Source organism: Amycolatopsis sp. NPDC102522 (assembly GCF_055584485.1).
In genome coordinates, this window is the sequence record NZ_JBVJLY010000024.1 from 1 (window position 1) to 22,984 (window position 22,984).

Sequence of the window (22,984 nt, forward strand, 5' to 3'; positions counted from 1 at the left end):
ACCCGTGTTGTGGCACTCCACACACCACCCCCCCCGACCGGGGGGGGGGGGGGGGGGGGGGGGGGGGTTCGTGTGTGCCCTGTGTCTCAACCCCCCCCCCCCCCCCCCCCCCCACCACCCCTGCCTCACCTCATCGAGATGAACCCGGAATTGATTACCCCATCCGGGGGACATCGCGTGACGACTCGGCATGCGCGCGTGTCCTGGTCGGTGAGAGCGTAGGGACCGCCGCGCGCGCAGGTCGCGCGGCACAGGTGCGAGAAGGAGCGAACTTCATGGCACAGCCGAGCGCGAGCAAGCCCGACACCCCCGTCGCGGGGTCGTCGCTCAACGAGGAAGGAGCCGCCGGCAAGACCACGATCTCGTCGGTGGTGGTGCAGAAGGTGGCGGGTCTCGCCACCCGTGAAGTCACCGGGATCCACGCGCTGGGCGGCGGGGTCTCGCGGGCCTTCGGCGCGATCCGCGAGCGCATCCCCGGTTCCGGCACGGTCACCACGTCCGGTGTCTCGGTCGAGGTCGGCGAGAAGCAGGCGGCGATCGATCTCGACGTCGTCGTCGAGTACGGCGCGCGCATCGTCGACGTGGCGCGCGCGGTGCGCCGCAACGTGATCGGCCAGGTCGAGCAGATCACCGGCCTCGAGGTGATCGAGGTCAACATCGCGGTCAACGACATCCACCTGCCCGACGAGAACGGCGGCGAGACCGAGTCCTCGCGGGTCGAGTGATGAACGGGACCCAGACCGGCCTGCTCGCCGGCCTCATCCTCGGCCTCGCCGCGACCCAGGGCTTCACCGCGTTCCTGGTGACGCTGGCCGTCGGCGTCATCGGCCTCGTCCTCGGCCGCGTGCTCGACGGCGAACTCGACCTCGGCGACCTGTTCGGCCGGGGCCGCGACAAATGACCCTCCCGCCCGAACCGGAGGATCGCGGCACCCTCACCATCGCGCCGTCCGTGGTCCGCAAGATCGCGCAGCACGCCGCGGACCAGGTCGACGGGACCACGCGCGCCGAGCGCCGGATCGCCGGGCTCGGGCTGGGGACACACGGCGCGAGCGCGAAGGTCGGCGGTGAGGGCAACGACGTCGACCTCGTGCTCGACGTGGCTTTGCACTACCCGGCACCGGTGCGGCGGATCGTCGGCGATCTGCGCACCCGGGTCACCGAAGAGGTCGAGCGGATCACCTCGTACCAGGTCCGGGACATCTCGGTGACGGTTTCCGCGCTCCTGCCCGACCTCGCGCCCCGCGTCCGCTAGAAGGAGCAACTGGCATGCGTTTGTTCGTCCGCCTGCTGTCCGCCCTGATCGGGCTGGCGCTGGCCGCCGCCGGCGTCCTGCTGGCGCTGGAGGTCGGCTGGGGCTGGTGGCGGCCGGGGCGGGGGCCGCTGTTCCTCCCCTGGGACGACTGGCGCGACAGGCTCGCGGAGCTGTCCTGGAAGACCGACGAGGTCCGGTACCTCGCGATCGCCGTCGCGGTCGTGGGGCTGCTGCTGATCCTGGCGTCGGCCTCGGCCGGGCGGCGCGCCATCCGGCTGACCGATCCGGCGAACGAGGTCAGCGTGACCACGTCGCCGCGGTCGCTGGCGAGGCTGGTCGGGGTGACAGTGCGCGCTCAAGACAACGTCGCGGGCGCGAAGGTCACAGCCACCGCGAAGAAGATCCGTGTCCGCGCGACGAGCAGGCTGGAAACCGAAGGCGAGCTGCGGCCGCGGCTGCTGGAGACGGTCTCCGGCCTGCTCGACGACGTCCCCCTGGTGCGGCGGCCGAAGGTGTCCGTCGTCGTCGACTCCCCGAAGGACCGCCGATGACCCGTTCGGTCTCCGCCAAGGCACTCGGCCGGTCCACCGGCACGGAACGCACCCTGACCGTCCTCATCGGACTCCTCGCGGTACTCGGCGGGGCCGCGGCGATCGTGGTCGGAGCGGGCTGGCTCGGCACGTACCGCGCCGGACGTGCGCTCATCGACCCGATCGCGCTCGACTGGCTCGCCGCGAACGCCCTCGCCGCCCGGATCGGCGCGATCGTGCTCGGTGTCCTCCTGCTGTGGCTGGGTCTGTGGTGGTTCTTCCGGTCGCTGCGCCCGGAAGGCCGCCCGGACCTCGAACTCGACGACGACCTCGTGGTGACCTCCTCGGCCATCTCCGAAGCCGTCCGCCTCGACGCCGAAACGATCGACGGAGTCGGGCGCGCCAGGGTCCGCGCGGTCGGCGACAGCGAGAACCCGGCGCTGCGGGTCACGCTCTGGCTGAGCGAGGGCACCGACCTGAAACGGGTCTGGGAACAGCTCGATCTCACCGTGCTGGCCCGCGCGCGGGAATCGCTCGGGGTGACCGTGTTGCCCACCGCCGTCCGGATCGAACTCGACACGGCAGCACCGCAACGGGTGCGCTGACAGCGCCGATGAGGCAAGAATGGCCGTCATGTCGCTTCCCTTGACGCCGCCGGTCAAACCGATGCTCGCCAAACCGGCGAAGGCGATCCCCGACTCCGGCGGGTTGTTGTTCGAGCCGAAGTGGGACGGTTATCGCTGCCTGGTGTTCCGCGACGGTGACGAGCTGACCCTGCAGTCACGGTCGGAGAAGCCGCTCAACCGGTACTTCCCCGAGGTCGTCGAGCGGCTGAAGGCGACGCTGCCCGAGCGGATCGTGCTCGACGGTGAGCTGGTGGTCGGCCGGGACGGGAAACTGGACTTCGACGCGCTCACCGACCGGATCCACCCCGCCGAAAGCCGGATCAAGCTACTGGCGGCGCAGACCCCGGCGGAGTTCGTGGCGTTCGACCTGCTGGCGCTCGGCGACGAGTCCTATCTGGACGAGCCGACGTCGAGCCGTCGGGAGCGGCTGGAGAAGCTGGCCTCGGACGGCATCCACCTGACCCCGGCCACCTCGGATCCGGCGATCGCGCGGCACTGGTTCGAGCTGTTCGAGGGCGCCGGGCTCGACGGCGTGATCGGCAAACCGCTCGACGAGCCGTACACCCCTGGCAAACGCGTGCTGCTGAAGTACAAGCACTCGCGCACCGCCGACTGCGTGCTCGCGGGACTGCGCTGGCATGTCGACGGTGAAGAGGGCGAGATGGTCGGCTCGTTCCTGCTCGGGCTCTACGACGAGGACGGCGTGCTGCACCACCCCGGCGTCGTCGGGTCGTTCCCGGTCACCCGGCGGCGTGAACTGGCCGAGGAGCTGGCGCCGCTGATCACCGACGGAGCCGATCACCCCTGGCTGGGCGACAACGTGCGGGAGAAGCAGCGGATCCCCGGCGGGGTCACCCGGTGGAAGTCCAAGGAAGCCCCGTGGGTGCCGCTGAAGCTGGAAAAGGTGGTCGAAGTCGGCTACGAGCACACGGAGGGCGGATATCCGTCGCGGTTCCGCCACACCGCGCAGTTCAAGCGCTGGCGTCCCGACCGCGAGCCGGACTCCTGCACCTACGCCCAGCTCGACGAGGTCGCCCGCTACGACCTGGACGCGGTGTTCCGCGGCGAGGTGAAACGCACCCGCTAACCGGGGCCTGACACGTCACCTGCGAAGCTCACCACGAGCTTTTGTCATGCCCGGAAAGTGAGGACCAGCCCGTGCGCCCCGCCAGCACCGTCCGCCGCAGGCCACGGCTGATCCTGATGACGACCGTGGTCACGGCCGTGCTCGCGGGCTGCACCGCCGGACCGTCGGTACGACCGGCGGTGATCGACAACGACGGCAAGCCCGATCCCGGCTCGTCGACGACGGCCCAGCAGGTACCGCTGCCGCCGCTCACCGAACCGCAGTCGCCGTCGATCAAATGGGAGGACTGCGACGAGGCGACCCGGCAGCGGCTGGGCCAGCCGTCCGTGCCGGACACGCTGAAGTTCTCCTGCGCCAGGGTGCCCACGACGCTCGACGCGCCGGACCTGCCCGGCCGCGGGCTCTCGCGGCTGTCGGTGGTCAAGACCGGGGGCGGGCCGATCCCGCTCGTCGTGGTCAACGACGTCGACGGTGAGCCGGGCTCGCTGTACGCCGCGCGGCTGGCCGCGACGCTGCCTCCCGAGTTCCTGCAGAAGTTCTCGCTGATCGGCGTGGACCGGCGCGGGACCGGGTCCTCCGCGCCGGTGCAGTGCGTCCCGGCGGAGATCCGCACCGACCTGCTCGGCGGCGACCCGGCGGGCGGCGATCTCGAAAGCGTCGTCGACGCGGCGCGCAAGGCGGGCCAGCAGTGCGCCATCGAACTGGACGACTCGCAGGTCGCGATGGACAGCTGGCGGGCCGCGGGCGATCTCGAAGAACTCCGGAAGCAGCTGGGGCTGGACAAACTGCACGCGCTGGGGCGCGGTGACGGTTCGAAGGTCCTCGCCGAATACGCCGTGCGATTCCCGGCGCAGGTCGGCCGGGTCATGCTCGACGGCCTGCCCGACCCCGCGCCCGACGCCGCCGCCGTGCAGGAGTCCGTCGCCGCGAGCGCGCAGGCCACCCTCGACGCTTTCGGCGCCGACTGCATCGCCAGGGGCTGCCCGATCGGCGACGCCCGGTCTGCCGTGACAGCCGTCGCCGACAGGCTCCGCTCCGCCTCCGCGACGACCACCGACGGCGCGGAGATCACGCCGGGGATCGCGCTGTACGCCGTCTACTCCGGCCTCGCACAGCGCTCACGCTGGGTGGAACTGGCCGAAGCACTCAAGGCCGCGCAGACAGGCGACGTCACACCGCTGGCCGCGTTCGCCGAACCGGTGCTGAAGGACTCCCGGGCACGGCCGTCACGGCTGGACGGCACGCTCGCGACCAAGTGCAACGACAGCGCGACCCGGCTCTCGGCCGAAGAGCTCACGCGCGTGACCACGACCCTGCGCGACAAGTACCCGCAGTTCGGCGTGTTCGCCGCGCAGCAGCTGGCATGGTGCAGCCCGTGGCCCGTGCGCCGCGAACCGCTCCCGCCCGCAGGCGCCCCCGGTGCCCCGCCGATCCTCGTCGCGGGCACCGCGACCGACCCGGTCACGCCGGAACAGGGCACCGGCCGGGCCGCCGACCAGATGCCGAGCGCGGTGGCGATCACCTGGCAGGGCGCCGGGCACGGCGCGCTGAGCCTCTCCCCCTGCGTCGCCGACGCGACACGAGCTTTCCTGATCGACGGGAAGATCCCCGTCGACGGCACGCTCTGCCCGGCCTGAGGCTACTGCCGGTAGGACTCCACCTCGGAGATCGGCCGCGCCGAAGCCCCGTCCGGGTCCTCGTCGAACTCGACGCGCGCCCGCCGCTGCCGCAGCAGGTCCCAGCACTGGTCCAGGTGCTGCTCCACACTCGCGAGCCGGGACCTGTCGTCCGAGCTCAGCCCGGCGCCGATCGCCCGCGAACGGAGTTCGTGCTCCTCGCTGACCAGCTCGTCGATCCGGCTGAGAATGTCCCCGTCGGCCATGCGGACCTCCTTCTGGATTGCTCCATCCGAAACGCTACGCGCACTCGCGGGAATGTGCGTGGAACCCGATTCGTTACGCCGGGCATGAGCACAGTGGAGCTGACCGCCGCGAACTTCGACCAGGTCGTGTCCGAGAACGACTTCGTGATCATCGACTTCTGGGCGGGCTGGTGCATGCCGTGCCGTCAGTTCGCACCGACCTACGAAAAGGTGTCGGGCAACCACGACGACATCGTGTTCGCGAGCGTCGACACCGAGGCCGAGCAGCAGCTGGCCGCCGCCTTCGACGTGCGCTCGATCCCCACGCTCGCGGTGATCCGCGACAAGACGGTCATCTACGCGCAGCCCGGCGCGCTCCCGGAGAAGACGCTCGAAGACCTCATCCAGCAGGCGCGCGACATCGATATGGACAAGCTCAAGGAAGAGGCCCAAGAAGCCTGAGCCCCAAGAAGAAGGGGCCCTTCGAGACGGATTTCGTCTCGAAGGGCCCCTTTGTACTTCAGCGGAACCGTGCCACCAGGGACCGGGTCAGCCCCGGGTGGCGAGTCCGCGCAGGAAGAACGCCAGGTTCGCCGGGCGTTCCGCCAGCCTGCGCATGAAATAGCCGTACCATTCGTCGCCGTAGGGGACGTAGACGCGCATCGTCTTGCCGTCGCCCGCGATCCGGCGCTGCTCCTCGGGACGGATCCCGTACAGCATCTGGAATTCGTGGTCGCCGGGCTTGCGGTCCGCGTCCATGACGAGCTTCTCGGCGATCGCGATCATCCTCGGGTCGTGCGAGGCGACCATCGGATAACCCTTGCCCTGCATCAGGATCTTCAGGCAGCGCACGTAGGACTTGTCCACTTCGGACTTGTCCTGGAACGCGACCTCCTCGGGCTCGGCGTACGCGCCCTTGCACAGCCGGACGCGGGAGCCCTCGCCGGAGAGGTCGCGGCAGTCCTGTTCGGTCCGCCGCAGGTAGGCCTGCAGCACCGCGCCGACCCACGGGTACTCGGTGCGCAGCTCCCGCAGGATGCCCAGCGTCGAGTCGGTGGTGGTGTGGTCCTCCATGTCGAGGGTCACCGTGGCACCGACCGCTTCGGCCGCCGCGCAGATCTTGCGGGCGTTCTCCAGCGCGACCTTCTCGCCGTCGGCGGGCAGGAACTGGCCGACCGCGGACAGCTTCACCGAGACGTCCGCGCCGAACGCGAGGCCGTCGGCCGCCAACGCGGACAGCAGTTCCTCGTAGGCGCGGACGGTCGTCGCGGCCTGCTCGGCGTCGGTGGTGTCCTCACCGAGGTGGTCGAGGGTGACCCGGAGGCCGTCGTCGGCCAGCTCGCGGACCACCCGTGCGGCGTCGGGCGTCTTCGAACCGGCGACGAACCGGCTCACCACCGATCGGGTGGCGGGGACGACCTCGACCAGCTTGCGCATCCGCCGGGATCGGGCGGCGGCGAGCAACGGGGCACGCAACATCACGAACTCCTGATTCTCAGCCCTGGTGGGGATAACGGACGCTGGTGGGCGCTACGAACGTCTCCTTGATCGAGCGCGGGCTCGTCCAGCGGAGCAGGTTGAGCACCGAACCGGCCTTGTCGTTGGTGCCCGACGCGCGGGCGCCGCCGAACGGCTGCTGGCCGACGACCGCGCCGGTCGGCTTGTCGTTGACGTAGAAGTTGCCGGCGGCGAAGCGCAGCGCCTCGGACGCCTTCGCGACGGCGGTGCGGTCGTTGGCGATGACAGCGCCGGTGAGCGCGTAGTCGGCGGTCTCGTCGATCAGCTTCAAGACGTTGTCGAAGTCCGCGTCGGTGCCGTCTTCGTAGACGTGGATCGAGAGGATCGGGCCGAAGTATTCGGTGCGGAAGATCTCGTGCTTCGGGTTGTCCGAAACCAGGATCGTCGGGCGCACGAAGTAGCCGACGCTGTCGTCGGCGGTGCCACCGGCGATGACCTCGACCTCGGCGTCTTCAGCGGCGCTCTTCAGCACGGCGGCGTGCTTGTCGAACGCGCGGCGGTCGATCACGGCGCCACCGAAGTTGCTCAGGTCGTTGACGTCGCCATAGGTGATGGCTTCGGTCTCGGAGACCAGCTCGTCCTTCAGGCTCGCCCAGAGCGAGCGCGGGACGTAGGCGCGGGACGCGGCCGAGCACTTCTGGCCCTGGTACTCGAAGGCGCCGCGAATCAGCGCGGTGCGCAGGATGTCGACGTCGGCCGACGAGTGCGCGAGCACGAAGTCCTTGCCGCCGGTCTCGCCGACCAGGCGCGGGTACGTGCGGTAGCCGGAGATGTTGGCGCCGACGGTGCCCCACAGGTGCTGGAAGGTGGCGGTGGATCCGGTGAAGTGGATCCCGGCCAGGTCGCGGTGGGTCAAGGCCACGTCGGAGATGGCCTTGCCGTGCCCCGGCAGCAGGTTGATCACGCCCGGCGGCATACCGGCCTCTTCGAGCAGCCGCATCAGCAGGTGCGCGGCGAAGCTCTGCGACGGCGACGGCTTCCACAGCACGACGTTGCCCATCAGCGCGGGCGCGGTCGGCAGGTTGCCGGCGATCGCGGTGAAGTTGAACGGGGTGATGGCGTACACGAAGCCCTCGAGCGGGCGGTGCTCCATCCGGTTCCAGATACCGGGCGAGCTGACCGGCTGCTCGGCGAGGATCTGACGGCCGAAGGCGACGTTGAAGCGCCAGAAGTCGATCAGCTCGCAGGCGGAGTCGATCTCGGCCTGGAAGGCGGTCTTCGACTGGCCGAGCATGGTGGCGGCGTTCAGCCGGGCGCGCCACGGGCCCGCCAGCAGGTCGGCGGCACGCAGGATGATCGCGGCGCGGTCGTCGTAGGACAGCGCGCGCCAGCCGGGAGCGGCGGCCTTGGCCGCGGCGATCGCGTCGTGGGTGTCCTGCGCGGTCGCGCTGTGGATGACGCCCAGCACCGCCTTGTGGTTGTGCGGCTGGACGACCTCGATCTTCTCGCCGCCGCCCTTGCGCTGCTCACCACCGATCGTCGCGGTGATGTCGATGGGGTCGGCGCCACCCAGCGACTTGAGCGCGCCCTCGAGTTCAGCGCGCTCGGCGCTACCCGGTGCGTAGTTCAGCACCGGCTCGTTCTTCGGGGCGGGGGTCTGGGTCACGGCGTCCACTGACTGCTCCTGACTTCACTTCGCCGGGTAGAGGTCTCACCCCGAACGGTAGACCGGACGACTCCCCTGCGGCTTGTCCGACTGGCTAGAATCAGGGTGACCATCTTGTCCGATCGGCTTAACTCGGTGATGACTGCGACTACTGAAACAAGCACAGGCGCTTCCTTGCGGCATGTCCTCGCCACGCTCGGGGAACCGCTGGTCAGGGTGCTCGCGGCACCGGGCGGACTCGGCGTCCAGGTGGAGGACGTCGTCATCCACGATCCGGAGGATCCGCCCGACGCCCATCCGGGTGATCTCGTCCTGGTGATCGGAGCCCGCGGGCGGTCGGCCGCCGGGGCGATCCGGGCGGCGGGACGCTCCGGCGCGGCCGCCGTCGCGGTCAAGAACGGCATGGCCGTCGTGAACGTCGCGGCCGACGCCGGGATCGCGCTGATCGAGGTCGGCCACGAGGCCCGCTGGGAGCAGGTCGAAGCACTGGCCAGGGGTGTCGTCGACGCGGCGCGCGCGGGTGGCGAGGCGGACAGCGGCGAGGTGCTGGGCGACCTGTTCTCGCTCGCGCAGACCATCGCGACGCTCACCGGCGGCCTGGTCAGCATCGAGGACACCGCGAGCCGCGTACTGGCCTATTCGCGAGCGGGCGACGAGGTGGACGAACTGCGCAGGCTCTCGATCCTCGGCCGTGAAGGCCCGGAGCGGTACCTCGCGATGCTCCGTGAATGGGGTGTCTACCAGCGGCTTCGCGCCGGAGAAGGCATCGTCCGCATCGACGAGCGGCCCGATCTCGGCATCCGGCGGCGGATCGCGGCCGGGATCCACGCCGGATCGCAGCCGCTGGGCACGATCTGGGTCCAGGAGGGCGCGCATCCGCTCACCGAAAGCGCGGAAGTCGCGTTGCTCGGCGCGAGCCGGGCGCTCGCGCCGCAGCTGATCCGGCATCGGACCCTGCCCAGCCCCGAACTCCGGCTGCGCGAAGACCTGCTGGCGGGGCTGCTCGACGGCCGTCTCGACGTCGAATCCGTCGCCGACGACATCGGCGCGGATCCCGGGAAACCGGCCATGGTGCTGGCGTTCTCGCTCCCCCGCGACCGGGCGGCGACCGACCGGCAACTGCGCCGCGCGGAGCTGGTGCACCTGATCACCGTGCACACCGCCGCGTACCGGCGGAGCGCGCTGGTGAGCGTGATCGGCGGCCGGGTCTACGCGCTCCTTCCCGACCTTCCCGAGCACGCCGAGACGCGGATCCTGGCGCTGGCCAAGGAAATCGTCGGCACCGCGCAGCGGCATCTCGACGTCCGGGTGCGCGCGGCGCTGGGCGGTGTCGTGCCCCGTCTCTCCGACGCGGCGGCCTCGCGTGGCGACGCGGACCGGGTGCTGGCGACGATGGCGCGCGGGCACGGGACCGCGGACGTCGCCTCGCTGGCCGACGTCCGCGCCGAGGTCCTGCTCTCGGAAGTCCTCGCGTTCCTCGGGGAGCAGCCAAGGATCCGTGATCCTCGGCTGACCGCGCTGGTCGCGCACGACACCGAGCACGGCGGCATCCTGGTGCCCGCGGTGCTCGCCTACCTCGACGCTTTCGGCGATGTCCGGCGCGCGGCGCGCGAGCTGAACATCCATCCGAACACGGTGCGATACCGGGTGCGCCGCGCCGGCGAGGTGTCCGGGATCGACCTGGACGACCCCGCGCAGCGCGTCCTGACCCAGCTTCTGCTGCGACTCTGAGCCCGATGTCCAGCTTGTCCAGCCGCACGGCCACAGCCGCACCGGCGGTGAGCGGGCCGGTTCCGCCGACGGTCGGCAGCAGCCCCTCCATCCCTTGGGCCACTTCGACGAACGCGCCGAACGGCAGCACCCGCGTGACGACACCGTCCAAGACGCCGCCATCGACGTGGGCCACGACGAACTCACGCCAGTTTTCGTTGGGGGACATGCGATTCACCTCCTCTCCGCGCATGGTCCACAACAGGACACGCACGCGGAGGCGGGCTGCGGGCCCGCCCGGAGATCAAGCGGCGGCCGGGGAACCCGTCCGCTCACGGCACAAGGCCGACCCGGCAGTCATGGCCGTGACACTAGCAAAGTCACGACACCGCGGCGAAGGTCCGCAGTCCGGCGACCTCGGCCAGCCCGCGATAGGAGTCCAGCCGCTCGGCCTGGTCGAAGGTGCTGGTGGTCACCAGGATCTCGTCGGCGCCGGTTTTGGCGACGAGGTCGGCCAGCCTGCCGCCCACCTCGTCCGGGGTACCGGCGAACTGACCGTCGAGCGCCCGGTCCAGCCGCTCCCGGTCGCGTTCCGAAAGCGGTCCGGCGAGGATCTCCTCCACCGGCGACAGCGGCGGGAAGACGCCGTGCGCCCGTGAGTAGACCGTCGACCACGCCTCGGGGATCAGCAGCCGCCGGGCCCGTTCGGCCGTCTCGGCGACCGCGATCGCCGTGGACACCACGACGTACGGCCGCGAAGCCTGCGAGGAAGGACGGAAGCCGGTGCGATAACCCTCGATGGCTTCGAGCAGCGGGCCCTCACCGCGGACCGGCGCGATCACCAGCGGCAGTCCGAGTTCCGCCGCCAGCCGCGCGCCGGCACCGGTGGCCAGCAGGAACGCGGGCACGCTCAGCCCTTCCGCGGGGATGGCGTGCACGCCCGGATACGCCGTCTGCTCGCCCGCGAGGAAGCCCAGCAGCTCCCGGACCTGGTCGCCGAAGCGGTCGGCGTCGTCCTTCTCGTGCCCGAGCGCCTGCCGGACCCCGCCGGTGAACCCGACCGACCGGCCCAGTCCCATGTCGATCCGGCCGGGGAAGAGCGATTCGAGCACGCCGAACTGTTCCGCGACCACCAGCGGCCGGTGGTTCGGCAGCATCACACCGCCGGTGCCGACGCGGATCCGCTCGGTGGCCGAGGCGACAGCGGCCGCCAGCACCGTGGGCGCCGATCCGGCGACGCCGGGCACGCTGTGATGTTCGGAGACCCAGAACCGGTGATAGCCCAGCGCTTCGATGTCCCGCGCGAAGGCGACCGTGTCCCGCAGTGCGCGGGGCGCGCCGCCGCCGCGACGGGTCGGGGACCGGTCCAGTACCGAAAGCGTGATCACCTCCGGGTCAACGCGTGCGGACCCGGCGGGCATTCCCCGGTCAGGGGCGCCAGCGCTCGCTGTAGTCCGAGTGGTCGGCGAACGGCAGGGCCAGCAGCCGCAGGGTGAGGCACCAGTTCGTCCCGGCCTCGTCGGCGGGCACGTGGCACGTCTCGCACCAGTACTCGTTGCCGTACAAGGGGAACCCCGGGACCTTCTCCGAAACCGTGGTGCGGTGCGCCTGCAGGAGCCGCCGGGTCGCCTCGATCTCGTTGATCATCTGATTGATCGCGTCGAGTTCGATGTCGTTCAGCGAACGGATCTTCTTTTCGATGACGACCTTGGTCTCGCCACGATTGAGCGATTCACTGATCTCGGTTTTCTTGACCGCCTGCATGATCAACGCCTGACGTTGCCCCACACGCGCGGCGAGAAAGGCGATCAAGTCGTCCACAGGTACTCCTTCGTCTCCCCCAGCCTAGTGTTCGGAGGGAACTGTCGCTGGCAGGAAGCTTGCCGTTACGGCAAGGTCCCGTGCGTCACACAGTCTTGTATCGGTCCGCCGCGGAGCGGTAACAGGTTTCTAGATCGACACGAAAGCGCAATCACTCCGCGAGCAAAACGAAGAAGAGACGGATGCCGAGCACGAATTGGTCACCGATACCACACGCGTCGTCACGAAATGCGTTCCCGCTCGTGGCCGGGCTCGTCGTCGCGCTCACCTTGGGCGCGGGCGTCGGAGTGGTGGCGGCCACTTACCCGAGGGCGCTCGCGGCGCCGTCGGCCCCCGCGACGGTGACCGTCACGGCGGAAGCCGCGCCCGCGCCGACCGTGACCGTCCCGGCGCCCCCGGCCACTTCGGGACGCGCCGCCGTCGCCACCCCGGCGGACCGGTTCGCCGACGGGACCTACCTGGTCGGCACCGAGGTCGAAGCGGGCTCGTACCGCTCCCCCGGACCGGTGTCCGGCGGCAACGGGCACTGCTACTGGGCTCGGCTGCACGCCGACGGCGCGTCGAAGATCGTGGCCGACCAGCTGACCACCGGTGCCGCCCGGTTCACCACCCGCAAGGGCGAGTACGTGCAGGTCGCGGGCTGCGAGTTCGCCCGGAGCCGGTAGATATACAGTCTTGGTTGCGCAGTTTGAACTGCGGAAGTTAGCCTGCGGGCATGACCGAGAACGCCGCCGCGTCGAGCGCCCGCGCGGCCCACGAGATCCGCTTGGCCTTCAGCAGGCTCCGGCGCCGCCTGCGGGAGAACTACGGCAGCGGCGACCTCACGCCGTCCCAGACGTCCGTGCTCAGCAGGCTCGACAAGGACGGCGAAGCGTCGGTCAGCGACCTGGCGGCCATCGAAGGCATCCGGCACCAGTCGGTGGCGACCACGGTCGGTGTCCTGGTCGAGCGGGGGCTGGTCGCCCGCCGCCCCGACCCCGAGGACGGACGGCGCCAGTTGGTCTTCGTCACCGAGAGCGGCCACGCCTTCCTCGAAGAGCGCCGCCGCGCCGGGGAGGGCTGGCTCGCCCAGGTCCTGGAGACCCGGTGCACCGAGGCGGAACGCCGCACGTTGATCGAAGCGGCGGCGCTCCTGGAACGGGTCGTGCGCCGATGAGCACCGCGACGGAAACGGGCTTCGACCGGCGGCTCCTGCCCCCGATGATGCTGGGCGCAGCCCTCAACCCGGTCAATTCGTCGATCATCTCCGTGTCCCTGGTGCCGATCGGCGCGGCCTTCGGGGCCCCGCCCGCCGAAACCGCTTGGCTGGTCTCCGCCCTGTACCTGGCCACCGCGATCGGCCAGCCCGTGGTGGGACGGCTCATCGACCTCTTCGGCCCCCGCAACCTCTTCCTGGCGGGCGCCGCGCTGACCGGGATCTCCGGCGTCGTCGGCATGCTCGCCCCCGGCTTCGGCGTGCTCGTCGCCTCCCGGGTCCTCCTCGGTTTCGGCACCTGCGCCGGTTATCCGGCGGCGATGCACCTCATCCGGAGCGAGGCCCGGCGCACCGGGAAGGACAGCCCGGCCGGAGTCCTCACCGCGCTCGCCATCACCACGCAGACCATCGCCGTCGTCGGGCCCAGCCTCGGCGGCCTGCTGATCGGGATCGGCGGCTGGCGCGCCACCCTGGCGATCAACATCCCGCTCGCCTTGGCCGGCTCGTATCTGGGTTTCCGCCGTCTTCCCGCGACACCGGCCACCCGCCGCGACGGCCGCCTCGTCCGCGGACTCGACCTGCCCGGCATGGGCCTGTTCGCCGCGGCCCTCGTCTGCCTGCTGCTGTTCCTGATGGACGTGCGAAGCGGCGACTGGTGGCTGCTCGCCGTGACCGTCGCGGCCGGCGCCGGATTCACCTGGCGCGAACTGCGGACCCGGCAGCCGTTCATCGACGTGCGCCTGCTCGGCGGCAACCTGCCGCTGCTGGCCACCTACGGCCGGGCCCTGCTCAGCTTCGTCGTCAGCTACGCCTTCCTCTACGGCTACACGCAGTGGATGGAGCAGGGGCACGGGTTGTCCGCGTCGGAAGCCGGACTGGTGCTGCTTCCGCTGTTCGGCGTCGGGATCATCGCCTCAACCGTCACCGGACGCAGCAAGGCCGTCCGCGGGAAGCTGCTGATCGGCTCGCTCGGGCAGGTCGCCGCGTGTGCCCTGCTGCTGTTCCTGAACGACGGCAGTCCGGTGTGGATGCTGCTGGCCGTCGTGATCGTCCTCGGGGTGCCGCAGGGGCTGAACAACCTCGCGCTGCAGAACTCCGTGTACCACCAGGCCCACGCCGAACGCATGGGCTCGTCGGCCGGGTTGCTGCGCACCTTCGGCTACCTCGGCGCCATCGTCGCGTCCGCGGCCAACGGCGCCTTCTTCGGCCGGCGCGCCGACAGTGCCGGGCTGCACCACCTGGCCGCGTTCATGCTCGTGGTCAGCGTGCTGTTCCTCGCACTGACCGTCGCGGATCGCTCGCTGGGCCGCGTCGGGCGGGCCTGAAGCGCGGCTGGGCCGAGACCGCGCTTAAGTGTCGTCGCGCGCCTTGCTGGGCTGGACCCGCTTCGGCTCACCCGGCATCTTCGGGTTGCCACCCACCTCGACCTTGTGCTCACCTGCATATGTCGAGGCTGGTCAGAACCATAATGCGCCACATTGCCGGGCGAGTTTTCAAGGGCCGATTCCCCCAGAATCAGCCCGAGCGCGCCACCTGACCATACGGCCCCAACACGGCGTGAGCTTCACCACACGGACGCCTGAGGCCCCGATCGTGGGTGGTCTCCGATGACCGCCGTCGCCACCCGCCGAACCGCCTACCGCACCCCGCACACCGCCCGCCGGATCCAGGCCGCCCGCTACCCCGGCGACCCCGAACGCTGGCGAGTCTCCTTCCTGCCCGACCAGCTGCTCACCGCGGCCGACGCGCGCCTCGCCCTCGGACTCGCCGAACTGCTCTTCGACGGCGCGCCCCCGCTCCACTCCGCACGCCGGCGCCGCCTCGAGATCTTGGCGTCCGGACTGGACCTCACCCTCGACCGGGCCGCCGAGCTCGTCGCCGAGCCGCCGCACCAGTTGGACCGGCGGTTCCACACGATGTCGCTCGACTGCTGGTGTCGGCCGCGGCCGACCCTGGACGGCGCGGTTCACGTCGACCCGGTGGGCGTGCCGGTGTTCGCCGCCACCGACGCTGACCCCATCCTCCTCGACGGTTCAGCGATCGAGGATCACCGATGAGGCGCCGGACGCCGGCGCGGAGGCTCGCGGTCTACCGGGCGTGGCTGGCGGCGCTCGTCGCGTGCTCGGTCGTGCTGATCACGGTGGGTCCGGTGGCGGTCATCAACCGCGGCGAGCTCGGCCTGGACGCCGTGCACGATCCGTCGCTGGTGATCCCGGCGGTCGCGCTGCTGCTCGCCTGGTGGGGCAGTCTCGTCGGTGCCTGGACGAACTACGACCGGCTTCCCCGCGAGGCGTAACGCCCTGCGGGTCACGCGCGACGTGTCCTTTCGTCTCACCTTTCGTGAGACGTTGCCGACCGTGGGAGTACCGCACATGAAGCCGCGCATGATCGTCGTCCTCGTCGCTGCCGCCGCGGTCGTCGGCGCGCTGATCTGGCTACTGGTTCCCGTTTCGGCGGCGTCGCCGGGTGGCCGGGCCCTCGACTGCGGTAACGGTTTCGCTTCGGGTGACCTCGAAGGAGGCTGGGCTGAGCTGGTGACGAAGTCGATGCAGTCGAAGGAGGGAGAAGCGGCCCTCGTCGCGGAACTGCAGCAGGCGCAGAAGGACACGAGGTACTCGACGATGTTGGAGGGTTACCAGGCAGCGTGCGGCGATGCTCTGACTGTGCGGCGCAGCGTCGGTTTCGGGGTCGCCGGCGTCGGCGCGGTAGTTCTGCTCGGCGCGCTGCTGGTGCGGCGGTCGCCCCGTCAGTCTGGCGTTTCGAGTTCGCCTCCCCCTGCTGCCTGAGCCCGTTCGCCTGACTCACAGTGTCGCCCCGGTTTCCCTCGGTGCCGGGGCGTTCTGCTGTTCGAGGGCTGGCCGGTAGGCTGACACCTGTACCTCTTCGCAGAGGACCGCCCCCGGGTAGCTCCCGGGGGCATGCGGAGAGGCGACTCTGCGAATGAGGGTGGTCTTTGATGACCGATTTGCCTGCTGACGCGTCCATTGGTGCGCGCATCCGTTACTACCGCGACCGGCGTGGCATGTCCCGACCAGTGCTTGCCGGGCTCGTCGGCGGAAAGTCCGCTGAGTGGGTCAAGGCCATCGAGACCGGGAAACAGCACGCGCCGCGGCTGGCTCTCCTGCTCCGGATCGCGCAAGCCCTTGAGCTTCCCGACCTCGCCATGCTCACCGGCAACGGGCACGCGGTACCGGTGTCGGTGTTCGCGGGTCCGCGGCACGCCACGCTGTCGGAGGTTCAGGCAGCGCTCACCGAGTACCGGGTGTCTCTGCGCGCGGAACCGGTCTCGGTGCCTCACCTCGGCGAGCGCCTTCGGTTCGCGTGGGCGGTCCGGCATTCGTCTCCTGATCACCGGACGCAGCTGGGTTCGTTGCTGCCAGGCCTGATCCGCGATGCCCAGGTCGCTGTGCGGATGCTGCGCGGCGACGAGCGCCGTGCCGCGCGCCGGATTCTGGCGGGCGTGTACCAGCTCGCGGACTTCTACGTCGCCTACCAGCCCGCGCCGGAGCTGGTGTGGATGGTGGCCGACCGTGCGATCACCGAGGCGCAGGAGGCCGACGATCCGTACCTGATCGCGGGCGGGGCGTGGGCCATGGTGCAGGCGATGCGCGATGACACCCGCTGGCAAGAAGCCATCGAGCTGGCGACCGACGCGCGGGACGAGCTCGCCCGGTACCTCGACGACGCCCCAGACGATTGGCGCGGCATGGTGGGCGCGCTCAACGCGGAGATCGCCTACGTGTACGCGCGCCGCGGTCGGCACGGCCCGGCGTGGGCGCACTGGGAGCGGGCCGACGAGATCGCGCGCAGCCTCGGCCCCGACTACCGGCACACGCAAAGCAGCTTCTCGCAGAGCGTGATGTCCGCGCACGCGACCACGCTCGGTGTCGAGTTGCGCCGCACCGGCGAGGCCTTGCGCGCGGCGGCCGCGCTGGACCCGGTGACGATCCCGTCTCTTGCCCGGCGAAGCCGACACCTGATCGAGGTGGCGCGGGCGCACTCGCTCGACGGGGACCACGCCGCGGTGTTGTCGCTGCTCGACCGGTCGCAGCACGTGGCGCCGGAGACGATCAGCTACAACGGGTTCGCCAGGGACATGCTGATCGGCCTGCGGAAGAACCCGCCTGCAGGGAAACGAGCCGAGGTCCTTCAGCTGTGCAACCGGGTCGGAATCGCTGCTTAGCCTGATCGAGTGAGGGTAGGAATCGTACCCATCACCCCTGTCGATCACTCTTAGCTTCGTCCCCGTGACAAATCGGGGATGGCGGGACGCGCGGGTGATCCGCGTTGCGGATTCGAACGGTGAGGCCGTCGACCTTGTCGTCGGCCTGACAAAGGACCAGCACGGCAGACACCACCGTGCACTCGGCATCGGGGACGGGCCCACCGCGCTGCTCACCGCCGACGTCATCCTCCAGCTGAACGCCAACCTGGCCGATGCCGAACGGGACCTGCGTCGCGTCGAGGGGCTCCGGTGACGGCGGCCGTGCTCGCGATGACCGACGCCGACTACGAGCCGCAGTACTGCCCGAACCGGATCCTCGGCGGCGGTCAGGTGCACGACTTCCTGACGGTCGAGCTCGCCGACGACTCCCTCTCGTGGCTCATTCCGCGGTGCCAAACAAGCGCGTCGAAACCGGACCTGCAACCGCGCCTCCTGATGCGCACCGAGATTCCCGCGAAGGCCTGCATTTGCGACGCGTGCGCATCGTTGCGGCGCCGCGACCGGATCGTCCGCTGCCCGCTGATCTGGCGGCGATGACGATGGTCCTGCCCTACAACGACTCGCTGCCCCCGATCCCTGCCGTGGTCCTCAACGGCGGCCAGATGGTCAAGCAAGCCGGTGCCCTGTACGTACCGGTCCGGGGCGGCGACGGCCGCGCCCACTGGGCCTATGAACCGAAGCTCCGCGTGCAGCGCATCGACCTGTGGTGCCAGGAGGGTCGGTTCGCCGACGCGCCACGCGACGCGGCGTACGGCGTGACCACATCGCTCGGATTCGCGTCGGCGTGCGAGTGGTGCACCTGCCTGGCGCCGCTGCCCACTCGTGAAGCAAACGAAGGAACGGGGACCTGAGCATGGAGCCGTTGGAGTTCAACCGCGATCACCGGGCCGTCCTCGGGAAGCTGGCGCTCGGCCGGTTCCTGCTTCTGCCGTGGGAGCTGGCCGAAGACCACGACGACTGGGGTCTCGAACTGGTCGACCTGGGCATCGATCTTGGTGTCGACGTATGGCGGGAGCCGATCAACGCGAAGAGCCTCACCGTGATCCTCAACGGCGACAATCGACCGCCGGACGAAGCCATCCACACCGGGATCCGGCGAGTCGAGCACCGGCGGTTCATGCGCCGCGACGAGCGGAAGCTGATCGTGTCGGGCTACCGCGTCACTGCCGGCGGGATCGTGATCCCGCACACCTGACCCCCGGTCGGCGCGGGGGTCCCGATCCGTCGCGTCGACCGGGTCACCACACCGTCCGCCGTACCCCGCGCCCTGTACTTGGCCGGCCGGGTGCGCGGCCCCCTTGCGGTGGACGGGTCGGCCTCGCCGGTTCTCCCAGTGATCGCGGCGAGGCACCGGGGGGCGGGGATACAGGGCCCCGCCCCCCGGCTTCTACCAACCGAAAGCTCCCGGTCGATGTGCCTGTCCTCCCCCTCGCTGGCATGTCGGCCGGGTCTCAGAACTTCAGGCGTACGCGCGCCATTTCGGACGCACCATTCGCATGACCCTCATGCGGACCGACAACCCGTAGGGATCCGGCACCTGATTCCCGGGCTTCACCCCAGAACGAAAGGATCCATTGTGGCCGACCGAGTCGAACAGACCGAGGCGATGAAGAACGAAGCGCTGGAAAAGGGGAACCTCGGCGGCGCAATCGTTGCAGCGAACCTGCACAAGTGGGCGAAAGAGGCAGAGGCAGAGAAGGCCCCCGAGAAGGGCTAGCCGACAAGACCCCGCCTTTCGCTATCAGGCAACAGGAAACCCCTACCGATCATTGACCACTATGGACACAATTGAACAATAGTCGTTGCATCAGAAGGGAAACCTGTGCCTCCATTGGAAGTCATCCCCGGCCTGATTCTCACCGATGACATGTTCGAACTCGCAGCCGCCGGGGTCGCCGAGCACACACCCGATGTCGGCCCGCTGACCCGAGCACAGTGGACGGATCCGAGCAGATGGGTCCACGTTCCGGATCTCGACGGCGAGATCAGCAAGAGCGAGCTCACACTCGTGACCGGCCTCGACCGCACGGTGAAGCTGAACGTCTGGTTCAGACCGGACACACGCGGCGGCGACGAGGAGCAGATCCCGCACAACCACAGGTGGCTGTCCTTCACCGGGCACCTGTTGCGCGGCGCGTACGGCGAGATCAAGTGTCGACGCACGAACATCGACGACGAGACCGGCCGCGCGGACGTGGTGTTCGAACCGAGAGTGACGCACTCCAGCCCCGGCGCGAACGTCGTCACACACGACGATTTCCACGAGGTCGTCGCCGTGTACGAACCCGGGACCATGAGCCTCATGTCGTGCGGTTTCGGGAAGTTCGGCGACTGGTGCCACCTGGACGTGCACACAGGACGGACCCGGCGGGATCAGCCCGTCGCCGGGTTCGAGGCGATGTTCGCGAAGCTGAACCCGCACCGCCAGCCGAAGTAGTTGGCAGCGCAGCACTTCCATCACACGCAGAAAGGTCCCCGCACCGGTTGGTGCGGGGACCTCGCGCTGAGAACCCTGGTCGTCAGTCGACGTCGCCGCCGCGCGGCGGCGGTGCGGGCGGCAGGCTCGTCACCACCGGCGTCCCGTCCACGCTCACGCCGTAGCTCGGCGGCTGGTTCGAACCCAGCAGTACGCGGGTGAGCCACGGCGGGAGCTTCGCCTCGATGGCGCGCAGCGCCGGGTACACGATCGCGAGCGCGGCGGGGATCAGCACCATCTGGCCGAGCCCGTCCACCGCGCCGGTCACGGAGTCCGGCAGGCCGAGCCCGGCCAGCCACGCAATCCCCGCCGCCCACAAGCCGGGCACGATCGTGCGCAGCCACGACACCAGCCGATCACCGAGCTGCCCGCTCATACGGCACCTGCCTTCAGCTTGTCCGCAACCTTCGCGAGCACGCGGTCCGCGATCGCGTCGGCCTGCTCGGCGTTGTCGCCGTCGAGCGCGTCGGCGACCTCCTGCCGCACGACCGGGCCGATCTTCGCGACGAGCAGCCCTTCGAGCGCGGCCGCGAGGTTCGCCGGGGTGACGTCGTTCAGCTCGTTGTCGACGATCAGCTTCGTCTGCGCGTTGAGCGCGACCGTGAGGCCGTTGACCTGGCCGCCCATGTCCTTGATGAAGGCGGCGAAGTTCCGCTTCGTGGCGTCATCGAAGACGTTGCCCCACATGAAGCGGCTGAAGTCATCGGGCGTGAACATCTCGTCCTCCTCGGGTTGGCCGCCCATGCGGGCGGCGAGTTGTGCGCGGGTGCCGCGGAACGCGCTGGCGTCGAGCGGCTCGTAGCCCGCGATGCGGGCCGAGCTGGTGAACTGGAGCAGCGCGACGGGCAGCCCGCCGTAGCCGTCCCAGTAGTGGGCGGGCACCTCGGCCCATTCGGATGCGAGGGTGCCGACGCGGTTGTTCGGGTACCGCGAGGACCACAGCGGCGGCAGACCGACGAGAGACGGTGAACCGATCTGCTGCCAGTACCAGCGCGGGATATACAGCAGCGGCGTGCTGTAGCCCTCGGCGTTGAGGAGCCGGATGATGTCGCGGGTGAGCGCGACACCACCGGAGTTCGCCTCGACGTCGAGGATCACCGGCACGTCACGCGGAACCACCTGCGTGATCTTCGCGACGTGCGCGGCCGCCGACGCGTTCGCACGCTGATACCAGTACGCCCCAACCAGCTGGCCGGCCGCGCGGGCCTCGGCCAAATTCGACGCGAAGTCCTCGTCGACGAAGGTGCTGCCCTCCCCCGCTTTCATCAGGCAGAGCTCGCAGCCGTCACGGCGGGTCTGCGCGAGGTCGAGCCGCTTGTCCTGGTGGTGGGAGATGTCGATGACGAACGTGATCGGGTCAGCCATCACACACGCTCCGGCCAGTGCCAGGTGCCGCCCGCGTGCTCGTCTTCGCTCTGGCTCACGTGCTCGTTGAAGAACTGGCCGGTCGGGTTCAGCACGCACAGCGAGACGCACCCGTCGTGCTCCGGGTCGCTGTCAGGACATACCTCGGTGACGACCGCCGCGCGGCACTGCGAGGTGTACTCGCCGCCCGGCGTGCCGTAGCTGACGTAGTGGACGATCCGTCCGACGGACGGTTTCTGATCGGTCATGCTCATCCTCCGGGGATCGGGAGTGGTGGGTCGCTGCTCGGCGACGCCGAGCGGGTGCACTCGTAACGCGGGCTGGCCGGATCGAACGGAGTCGCACGCGTGCAGGTCTCGGTCGTGCCGTCCGGGTAGTCCGTCGTCCAGCCCGCCGGCGGCTGGCCGTCGGCGCCGCTCCGGCCGTCGGCGCCGCGGCACTGCGCGGACTCGGCGAGGCACGGCGGTGATTGGCCGTCCTGCCCGTTCGTGCCGTCGCGTCCGCGGCATGGGTCGCTGGGTTGTCCGCAGTAGGCGGCGACCGCCGCGACCGCATCGCCGTCGCGGCCGTCGGTCCCGTCCTTCGGCGGCGGGATCCGCGCGAGAACGGTGGTCACGATCGCGTTGTAGTCCGGGGCCGCACCGTCCGGGCCGCGGCATCCGTTGCGGCCCGTGCAGTAGTCGACGACCGCGCTGAACGCGGCCTGCCGGAGCGCGCCGTGGTCGATCTGCGGTGCATCGGCCGCGACCGCGGGCTGTTCCTTCACCTCGACGGCTTTCGCGCACGCCGTCCCGAGTTCGGCTGCGGCGTCGCCGCCTTTCGCGCACGCGTCGGCGACCTGGTCGGCGAGGCCCTTCGCCTGCGATTGCACGGCGGCTGCGTCCTGCCGCACGGTGTACGGCTCCCACACCGCGTATCCGGCGGCGAGGAGAGCGAATACGGCAATCCCCGTGGCGATCCAGTTAGTTCGGCTCATCTAGATCACCGGCCTTCCGGCGGGCGCGGGCTGCGGTGTCCTCGGCTTTCCAGCGGCGTTTGCGTTCGGCATCAACGAGTTCGGCGTTCCGGGCGCGTTCCTTGTCGAGCTGGTCCTGTAGCCGGGTCGCGCGTCGTTCGGCGCGGAGCCAGAACCAGCCGACCACGATGATGACGACGAGCAGCGCCGCCGAAGGACCAGCGGACTGTAGGAGTTGGCCGATGTCCAAAGCACCCACCGTCACCTCTTTTCTGATCGTGCACGTTGACTGTCCACTGTGGTCACGGGTTGATGTCCTCGACGAGCAGTTCCCGTTCGACGGTGCCGCCGTTGAACGTTTGGGTACCGGTGGATGCTGATGCTGATACGCCGATGGTCACCAGGCCGGAGAGTCCCGTGATGGTTTTGTATCCGCAGAATTCACCGTTGCCGCCGGTGGCGGGGAACGCGAAGCCGCGGATCAGGGTGCTCGACGTGGCGATCGGCCCGGCACCCGCGACCCATCGGAGGTTGCAGGCGACGGCGGATGGGGTGGTGGCGGTGCCGACGCTGTTGGAGTGCCGGGTGCTGTAGGAGATTTTGTAGCGGTGGGACGCGATCGCCATGAACGTGACCGTGTCGTCGGGGAGGACGGCGTGGGCGGTGAAGGTCGCGTTCGTGGACGGGTTCACGGACGTGACGTATTTGGTGAGCATCGCGGCGGTGAGGGTCTGGCCAGCGAGGTACGGCATCAG

At 69.9% G+C, this 22,984-nt stretch carries 33 protein-coding genes and 1 pseudogene; 22 read left to right on the plus strand and 12 right to left on the minus strand.

Annotated elements, in window-relative coordinates; translation table 11 throughout:
- The first annotated feature begins 275 nt into the window (after positions 1 to 275).
- The 7 genes from ACZ6YV_RS36300 (at position 276) to ACZ6YV_RS36330 (ending at position 5,134) form a co-directional block, all read left to right on the plus strand.
- Positions 276 to 725: an Asp23/Gls24 family envelope stress response protein gene (locus tag ACZ6YV_RS36300; RefSeq protein ID WP_378237722.1), complete on the plus strand. Its 450-nt coding sequence runs from the start codon at positions 276 to 278 to the stop codon at positions 723 to 725.
- Positions 725 to 901 carry a hypothetical protein gene (locus tag ACZ6YV_RS36305; RefSeq protein WP_005157087.1) on the plus strand — a complete coding sequence of 59 codons (177 nt, stop codon included), beginning with the start codon at positions 725 to 727 and terminating at the stop codon, positions 899 to 901. Before ACZ6YV_RS36300 ends, ACZ6YV_RS36305 begins: the two co-directional genes overlap by 1 nt.
- A complete protein-coding gene (locus ACZ6YV_RS36310) occupies positions 898 to 1,254 on the plus strand; it encodes an Asp23/Gls24 family envelope stress response protein (protein WP_378237720.1) in 357 nt (118 codons plus the stop codon). The genes ACZ6YV_RS36305 and ACZ6YV_RS36310 overlap by 4 nt, the downstream gene beginning before the upstream one ends.
- A gap of 14 nt (positions 1,255 to 1,268) precedes the next feature.
- Positions 1,269 to 1,805 carry a DUF6286 domain-containing protein gene (locus ACZ6YV_RS36315; RefSeq protein ID WP_465513916.1) on the plus strand — a complete coding sequence of 179 codons (537 nt, stop codon included), beginning with the start codon at positions 1,269 to 1,271 and terminating at the stop codon, positions 1,803 to 1,805.
- The gene (locus ACZ6YV_RS36320) at positions 1,802 to 2,389 is read left to right on the plus strand and encodes an Asp23/Gls24 family envelope stress response protein (RefSeq protein ID WP_465513917.1); all 588 of its coding nucleotides are present in this window, start codon (positions 1,802 to 1,804) and stop codon (positions 2,387 to 2,389) included. The genes ACZ6YV_RS36315 and ACZ6YV_RS36320 overlap by 4 nt, the downstream gene beginning before the upstream one ends.
- Positions 2,390 to 2,417: 28 nt before the next feature.
- Positions 2,418 to 3,497 carry an ATP-dependent DNA ligase gene (locus ACZ6YV_RS36325; RefSeq protein ID WP_465513918.1) on the plus strand — a complete coding sequence of 360 codons (1,080 nt, stop codon included), beginning with the start codon at positions 2,418 to 2,420 and terminating at the stop codon, positions 3,495 to 3,497.
- 71 nt (positions 3,498 to 3,568) lie between these two features.
- Positions 3,569 to 5,134: an alpha/beta hydrolase gene (locus ACZ6YV_RS36330; RefSeq protein ID WP_465513919.1), complete on the plus strand. Its 1,566-nt coding sequence runs from the start codon at positions 3,569 to 3,571 to the stop codon at positions 5,132 to 5,134.
- Between the two features lie 2 nt (positions 5,135 to 5,136).
- Here the strand turns inward: ACZ6YV_RS36330 and ACZ6YV_RS36335 are convergent, their stop codons facing one another.
- Complete coding sequence (locus ACZ6YV_RS36335; RefSeq protein ID WP_465513920.1) at positions 5,137 to 5,379, minus strand: DUF2630 family protein; 243 nt, start codon at positions 5,377 to 5,379, stop codon at positions 5,137 to 5,139.
- Positions 5,380 to 5,463: 84 nt separating this feature from the next.
- On the opposite strand from ACZ6YV_RS36335, the gene ACZ6YV_RS36340 reads away from it, so the two are divergent.
- On the plus strand, positions 5,464 to 5,820 hold the full coding sequence (locus ACZ6YV_RS36340) for a thioredoxin family protein (RefSeq protein WP_020637318.1): 357 nt from the start codon (positions 5,464 to 5,466) through the stop codon (positions 5,818 to 5,820).
- An 87-nt stretch (positions 5,821 to 5,907) separates the two neighbouring features.
- Here the strand turns inward: ACZ6YV_RS36340 and ACZ6YV_RS36345 are convergent, their stop codons facing one another.
- Together ACZ6YV_RS36345 and pruA are read right to left on the minus strand one after the other, a co-directional pair.
- Positions 5,908 to 6,837 (minus strand): proline dehydrogenase family protein, encoded by a 930-nt coding sequence (locus ACZ6YV_RS36345; protein ID WP_465513921.1) that lies wholly within the window; start codon positions 6,835 to 6,837, stop codon positions 5,908 to 5,910.
- 16 nt (positions 6,838 to 6,853) lie between these two features.
- Complete coding sequence (gene pruA, locus ACZ6YV_RS36350) at positions 6,854 to 8,491, minus strand: L-glutamate gamma-semialdehyde dehydrogenase (RefSeq protein WP_465513922.1); 1,638 nt, start codon at positions 8,489 to 8,491, stop codon at positions 6,854 to 6,856.
- Positions 8,492 to 8,620: 129 nt separating this feature from the next.
- On the opposite strand from pruA, the gene ACZ6YV_RS36355 reads away from it, so the two are divergent.
- A complete protein-coding gene (locus tag ACZ6YV_RS36355) occupies positions 8,621 to 10,213 on the plus strand; it encodes a PucR family transcriptional regulator (protein WP_465513923.1) in 1,593 nt (530 codons plus the stop codon).
- A 112-nt stretch (positions 10,214 to 10,325) separates the two neighbouring features.
- Here ACZ6YV_RS36355 and ACZ6YV_RS36360 read toward each other — a convergent pair.
- From ACZ6YV_RS36360 to ACZ6YV_RS36370, 3 genes and pseudogenes are all read right to left on the minus strand, one after another.
- A pseudogene (locus ACZ6YV_RS36360) lies at positions 10,326 to 10,445 on the minus strand (hypothetical protein); the annotation flags it as partial.
- Between the two features lie 127 nt (positions 10,446 to 10,572).
- On the minus strand, positions 10,573 to 11,580 hold the full coding sequence (locus tag ACZ6YV_RS36365; RefSeq protein WP_465513924.1) for an LLM class flavin-dependent oxidoreductase: 1,008 nt from the start codon (positions 11,578 to 11,580) through the stop codon (positions 10,573 to 10,575).
- Between the two features lie 40 nt (positions 11,581 to 11,620).
- Positions 11,621 to 12,013 carry a DUF6221 family protein gene (locus tag ACZ6YV_RS36370; protein WP_378237708.1) on the minus strand — a complete coding sequence of 131 codons (393 nt, stop codon included), beginning with the start codon at positions 12,011 to 12,013 and terminating at the stop codon, positions 11,621 to 11,623.
- Positions 12,014 to 12,255: 242 nt separating this feature from the next.
- Between ACZ6YV_RS36370 and ACZ6YV_RS36375 the strand changes: the two genes are divergently transcribed.
- From ACZ6YV_RS36375 to ACZ6YV_RS36435, 13 genes are all read left to right on the plus strand, one after another.
- Positions 12,256 to 12,678, plus strand: a complete 423-nt coding sequence (locus tag ACZ6YV_RS36375; protein WP_465513925.1) for a hypothetical protein — start codon at positions 12,256 to 12,258, stop codon at positions 12,676 to 12,678.
- Positions 12,679 to 12,728: 50 nt separating this feature from the next.
- The gene (locus ACZ6YV_RS36380) at positions 12,729 to 13,169 is read left to right on the plus strand and encodes a MarR family winged helix-turn-helix transcriptional regulator (protein ID WP_465513926.1); all 441 of its coding nucleotides are present in this window, start codon (positions 12,729 to 12,731) and stop codon (positions 13,167 to 13,169) included.
- Complete coding sequence (locus ACZ6YV_RS36385) at positions 13,166 to 14,533, plus strand: MFS transporter (protein WP_465513927.1); 1,368 nt, start codon at positions 13,166 to 13,168, stop codon at positions 14,531 to 14,533. Before ACZ6YV_RS36380 ends, ACZ6YV_RS36385 begins: the two co-directional genes overlap by 4 nt.
- Positions 14,534 to 14,815: 282 nt before the next feature.
- Positions 14,816 to 15,265 (plus strand): hypothetical protein, encoded by a 450-nt coding sequence (locus ACZ6YV_RS36390; RefSeq protein WP_465513928.1) that lies wholly within the window; start codon positions 14,816 to 14,818, stop codon positions 15,263 to 15,265.
- On the plus strand, positions 15,262 to 15,504 hold the full coding sequence (locus ACZ6YV_RS36395; RefSeq protein ID WP_465513929.1) for a hypothetical protein: 243 nt from the start codon (positions 15,262 to 15,264) through the stop codon (positions 15,502 to 15,504). Before ACZ6YV_RS36390 ends, ACZ6YV_RS36395 begins: the two co-directional genes overlap by 4 nt.
- Before the next feature lie 76 nt (positions 15,505 to 15,580).
- Entirely contained in the window at positions 15,581 to 15,994 is a 414-nt protein-coding gene (locus ACZ6YV_RS36400) for a hypothetical protein (protein ID WP_465513930.1), read from the plus strand.
- A gap of 170 nt (positions 15,995 to 16,164) precedes the next feature.
- Positions 16,165 to 17,391, plus strand: a complete 1,227-nt coding sequence (locus ACZ6YV_RS36405; protein WP_465513931.1) for a helix-turn-helix transcriptional regulator — start codon at positions 16,165 to 16,167, stop codon at positions 17,389 to 17,391.
- Between the two features lie 64 nt (positions 17,392 to 17,455).
- Positions 17,456 to 17,686: a hypothetical protein gene (locus ACZ6YV_RS36410; protein ID WP_465513932.1), complete on the plus strand. Its 231-nt coding sequence runs from the start codon at positions 17,456 to 17,458 to the stop codon at positions 17,684 to 17,686.
- On the plus strand, positions 17,683 to 17,970 hold the full coding sequence (locus ACZ6YV_RS36415) for a hypothetical protein (RefSeq protein WP_465513933.1): 288 nt from the start codon (positions 17,683 to 17,685) through the stop codon (positions 17,968 to 17,970). Before ACZ6YV_RS36410 ends, ACZ6YV_RS36415 begins: the two co-directional genes overlap by 4 nt.
- Positions 17,967 to 18,284: a hypothetical protein gene (locus ACZ6YV_RS36420; RefSeq protein WP_465513934.1), complete on the plus strand. Its 318-nt coding sequence runs from the start codon at positions 17,967 to 17,969 to the stop codon at positions 18,282 to 18,284. Before ACZ6YV_RS36415 ends, ACZ6YV_RS36420 begins: the two co-directional genes overlap by 4 nt.
- A 2-nt stretch (positions 18,285 to 18,286) precedes the next feature.
- The gene (locus tag ACZ6YV_RS36425) at positions 18,287 to 18,628 is read left to right on the plus strand and encodes a hypothetical protein (protein WP_465513935.1); all 342 of its coding nucleotides are present in this window, start codon (positions 18,287 to 18,289) and stop codon (positions 18,626 to 18,628) included.
- A gap of 381 nt (positions 18,629 to 19,009) precedes the next feature.
- Positions 19,010 to 19,150: a hypothetical protein gene (locus ACZ6YV_RS36430; protein WP_465513936.1), complete on the plus strand. Its 141-nt coding sequence runs from the start codon at positions 19,010 to 19,012 to the stop codon at positions 19,148 to 19,150.
- A gap of 150 nt (positions 19,151 to 19,300) precedes the next feature.
- Positions 19,301 to 19,870, plus strand: coding sequence for a hypothetical protein (locus ACZ6YV_RS36435; RefSeq protein ID WP_465513937.1), 570 nt, complete (start codon positions 19,301 to 19,303; stop codon positions 19,868 to 19,870).
- An 82-nt stretch (positions 19,871 to 19,952) separates the two neighbouring features.
- Here ACZ6YV_RS36435 and ACZ6YV_RS36440 read toward each other — a convergent pair whose 3' ends face one another.
- Genes ACZ6YV_RS36440 through ACZ6YV_RS36465 form a run of 6 tightly spaced genes read right to left on the minus strand, consistent with a single transcriptional unit; the run spans position 19,953 to position 22,981 of the window.
- On the minus strand, positions 19,953 to 20,285 hold the full coding sequence (locus ACZ6YV_RS36440) for a hypothetical protein (RefSeq protein ID WP_465513938.1): 333 nt from the start codon (positions 20,283 to 20,285) through the stop codon (positions 19,953 to 19,955).
- Complete coding sequence (locus ACZ6YV_RS36445) at positions 20,282 to 21,274, minus strand: glycoside hydrolase family 25 protein (protein WP_465513939.1); 993 nt, start codon at positions 21,272 to 21,274, stop codon at positions 20,282 to 20,284. The genes ACZ6YV_RS36440 and ACZ6YV_RS36445 overlap by 4 nt, the downstream gene beginning before the upstream one ends.
- The gene (locus tag ACZ6YV_RS36450; protein WP_465513940.1) at positions 21,274 to 21,522 is read right to left on the minus strand and encodes a hypothetical protein; all 249 of its coding nucleotides are present in this window, start codon (positions 21,520 to 21,522) and stop codon (positions 21,274 to 21,276) included. Before ACZ6YV_RS36450 ends, ACZ6YV_RS36445 begins: the two co-directional genes overlap by 1 nt.
- Before the next feature lie 2 nt (positions 21,523 to 21,524).
- Entirely contained in the window at positions 21,525 to 22,250 is a 726-nt protein-coding gene (locus ACZ6YV_RS36455) for a hypothetical protein (RefSeq protein ID WP_465513941.1), read from the minus strand.
- The gene (locus tag ACZ6YV_RS36460; RefSeq protein WP_465513942.1) at positions 22,237 to 22,488 is read right to left on the minus strand and encodes a hypothetical protein; all 252 of its coding nucleotides are present in this window, start codon (positions 22,486 to 22,488) and stop codon (positions 22,237 to 22,239) included. Before ACZ6YV_RS36460 ends, ACZ6YV_RS36455 begins: the two co-directional genes overlap by 14 nt.
- 43 nt (positions 22,489 to 22,531) lie before the next feature.
- On the minus strand, positions 22,532 to 22,981 hold the full coding sequence (locus tag ACZ6YV_RS36465) for a hypothetical protein (protein ID WP_465513943.1): 450 nt from the start codon (positions 22,979 to 22,981) through the stop codon (positions 22,532 to 22,534).
- Positions 22,982 to 22,984: the final 3 nt, after the last annotated feature.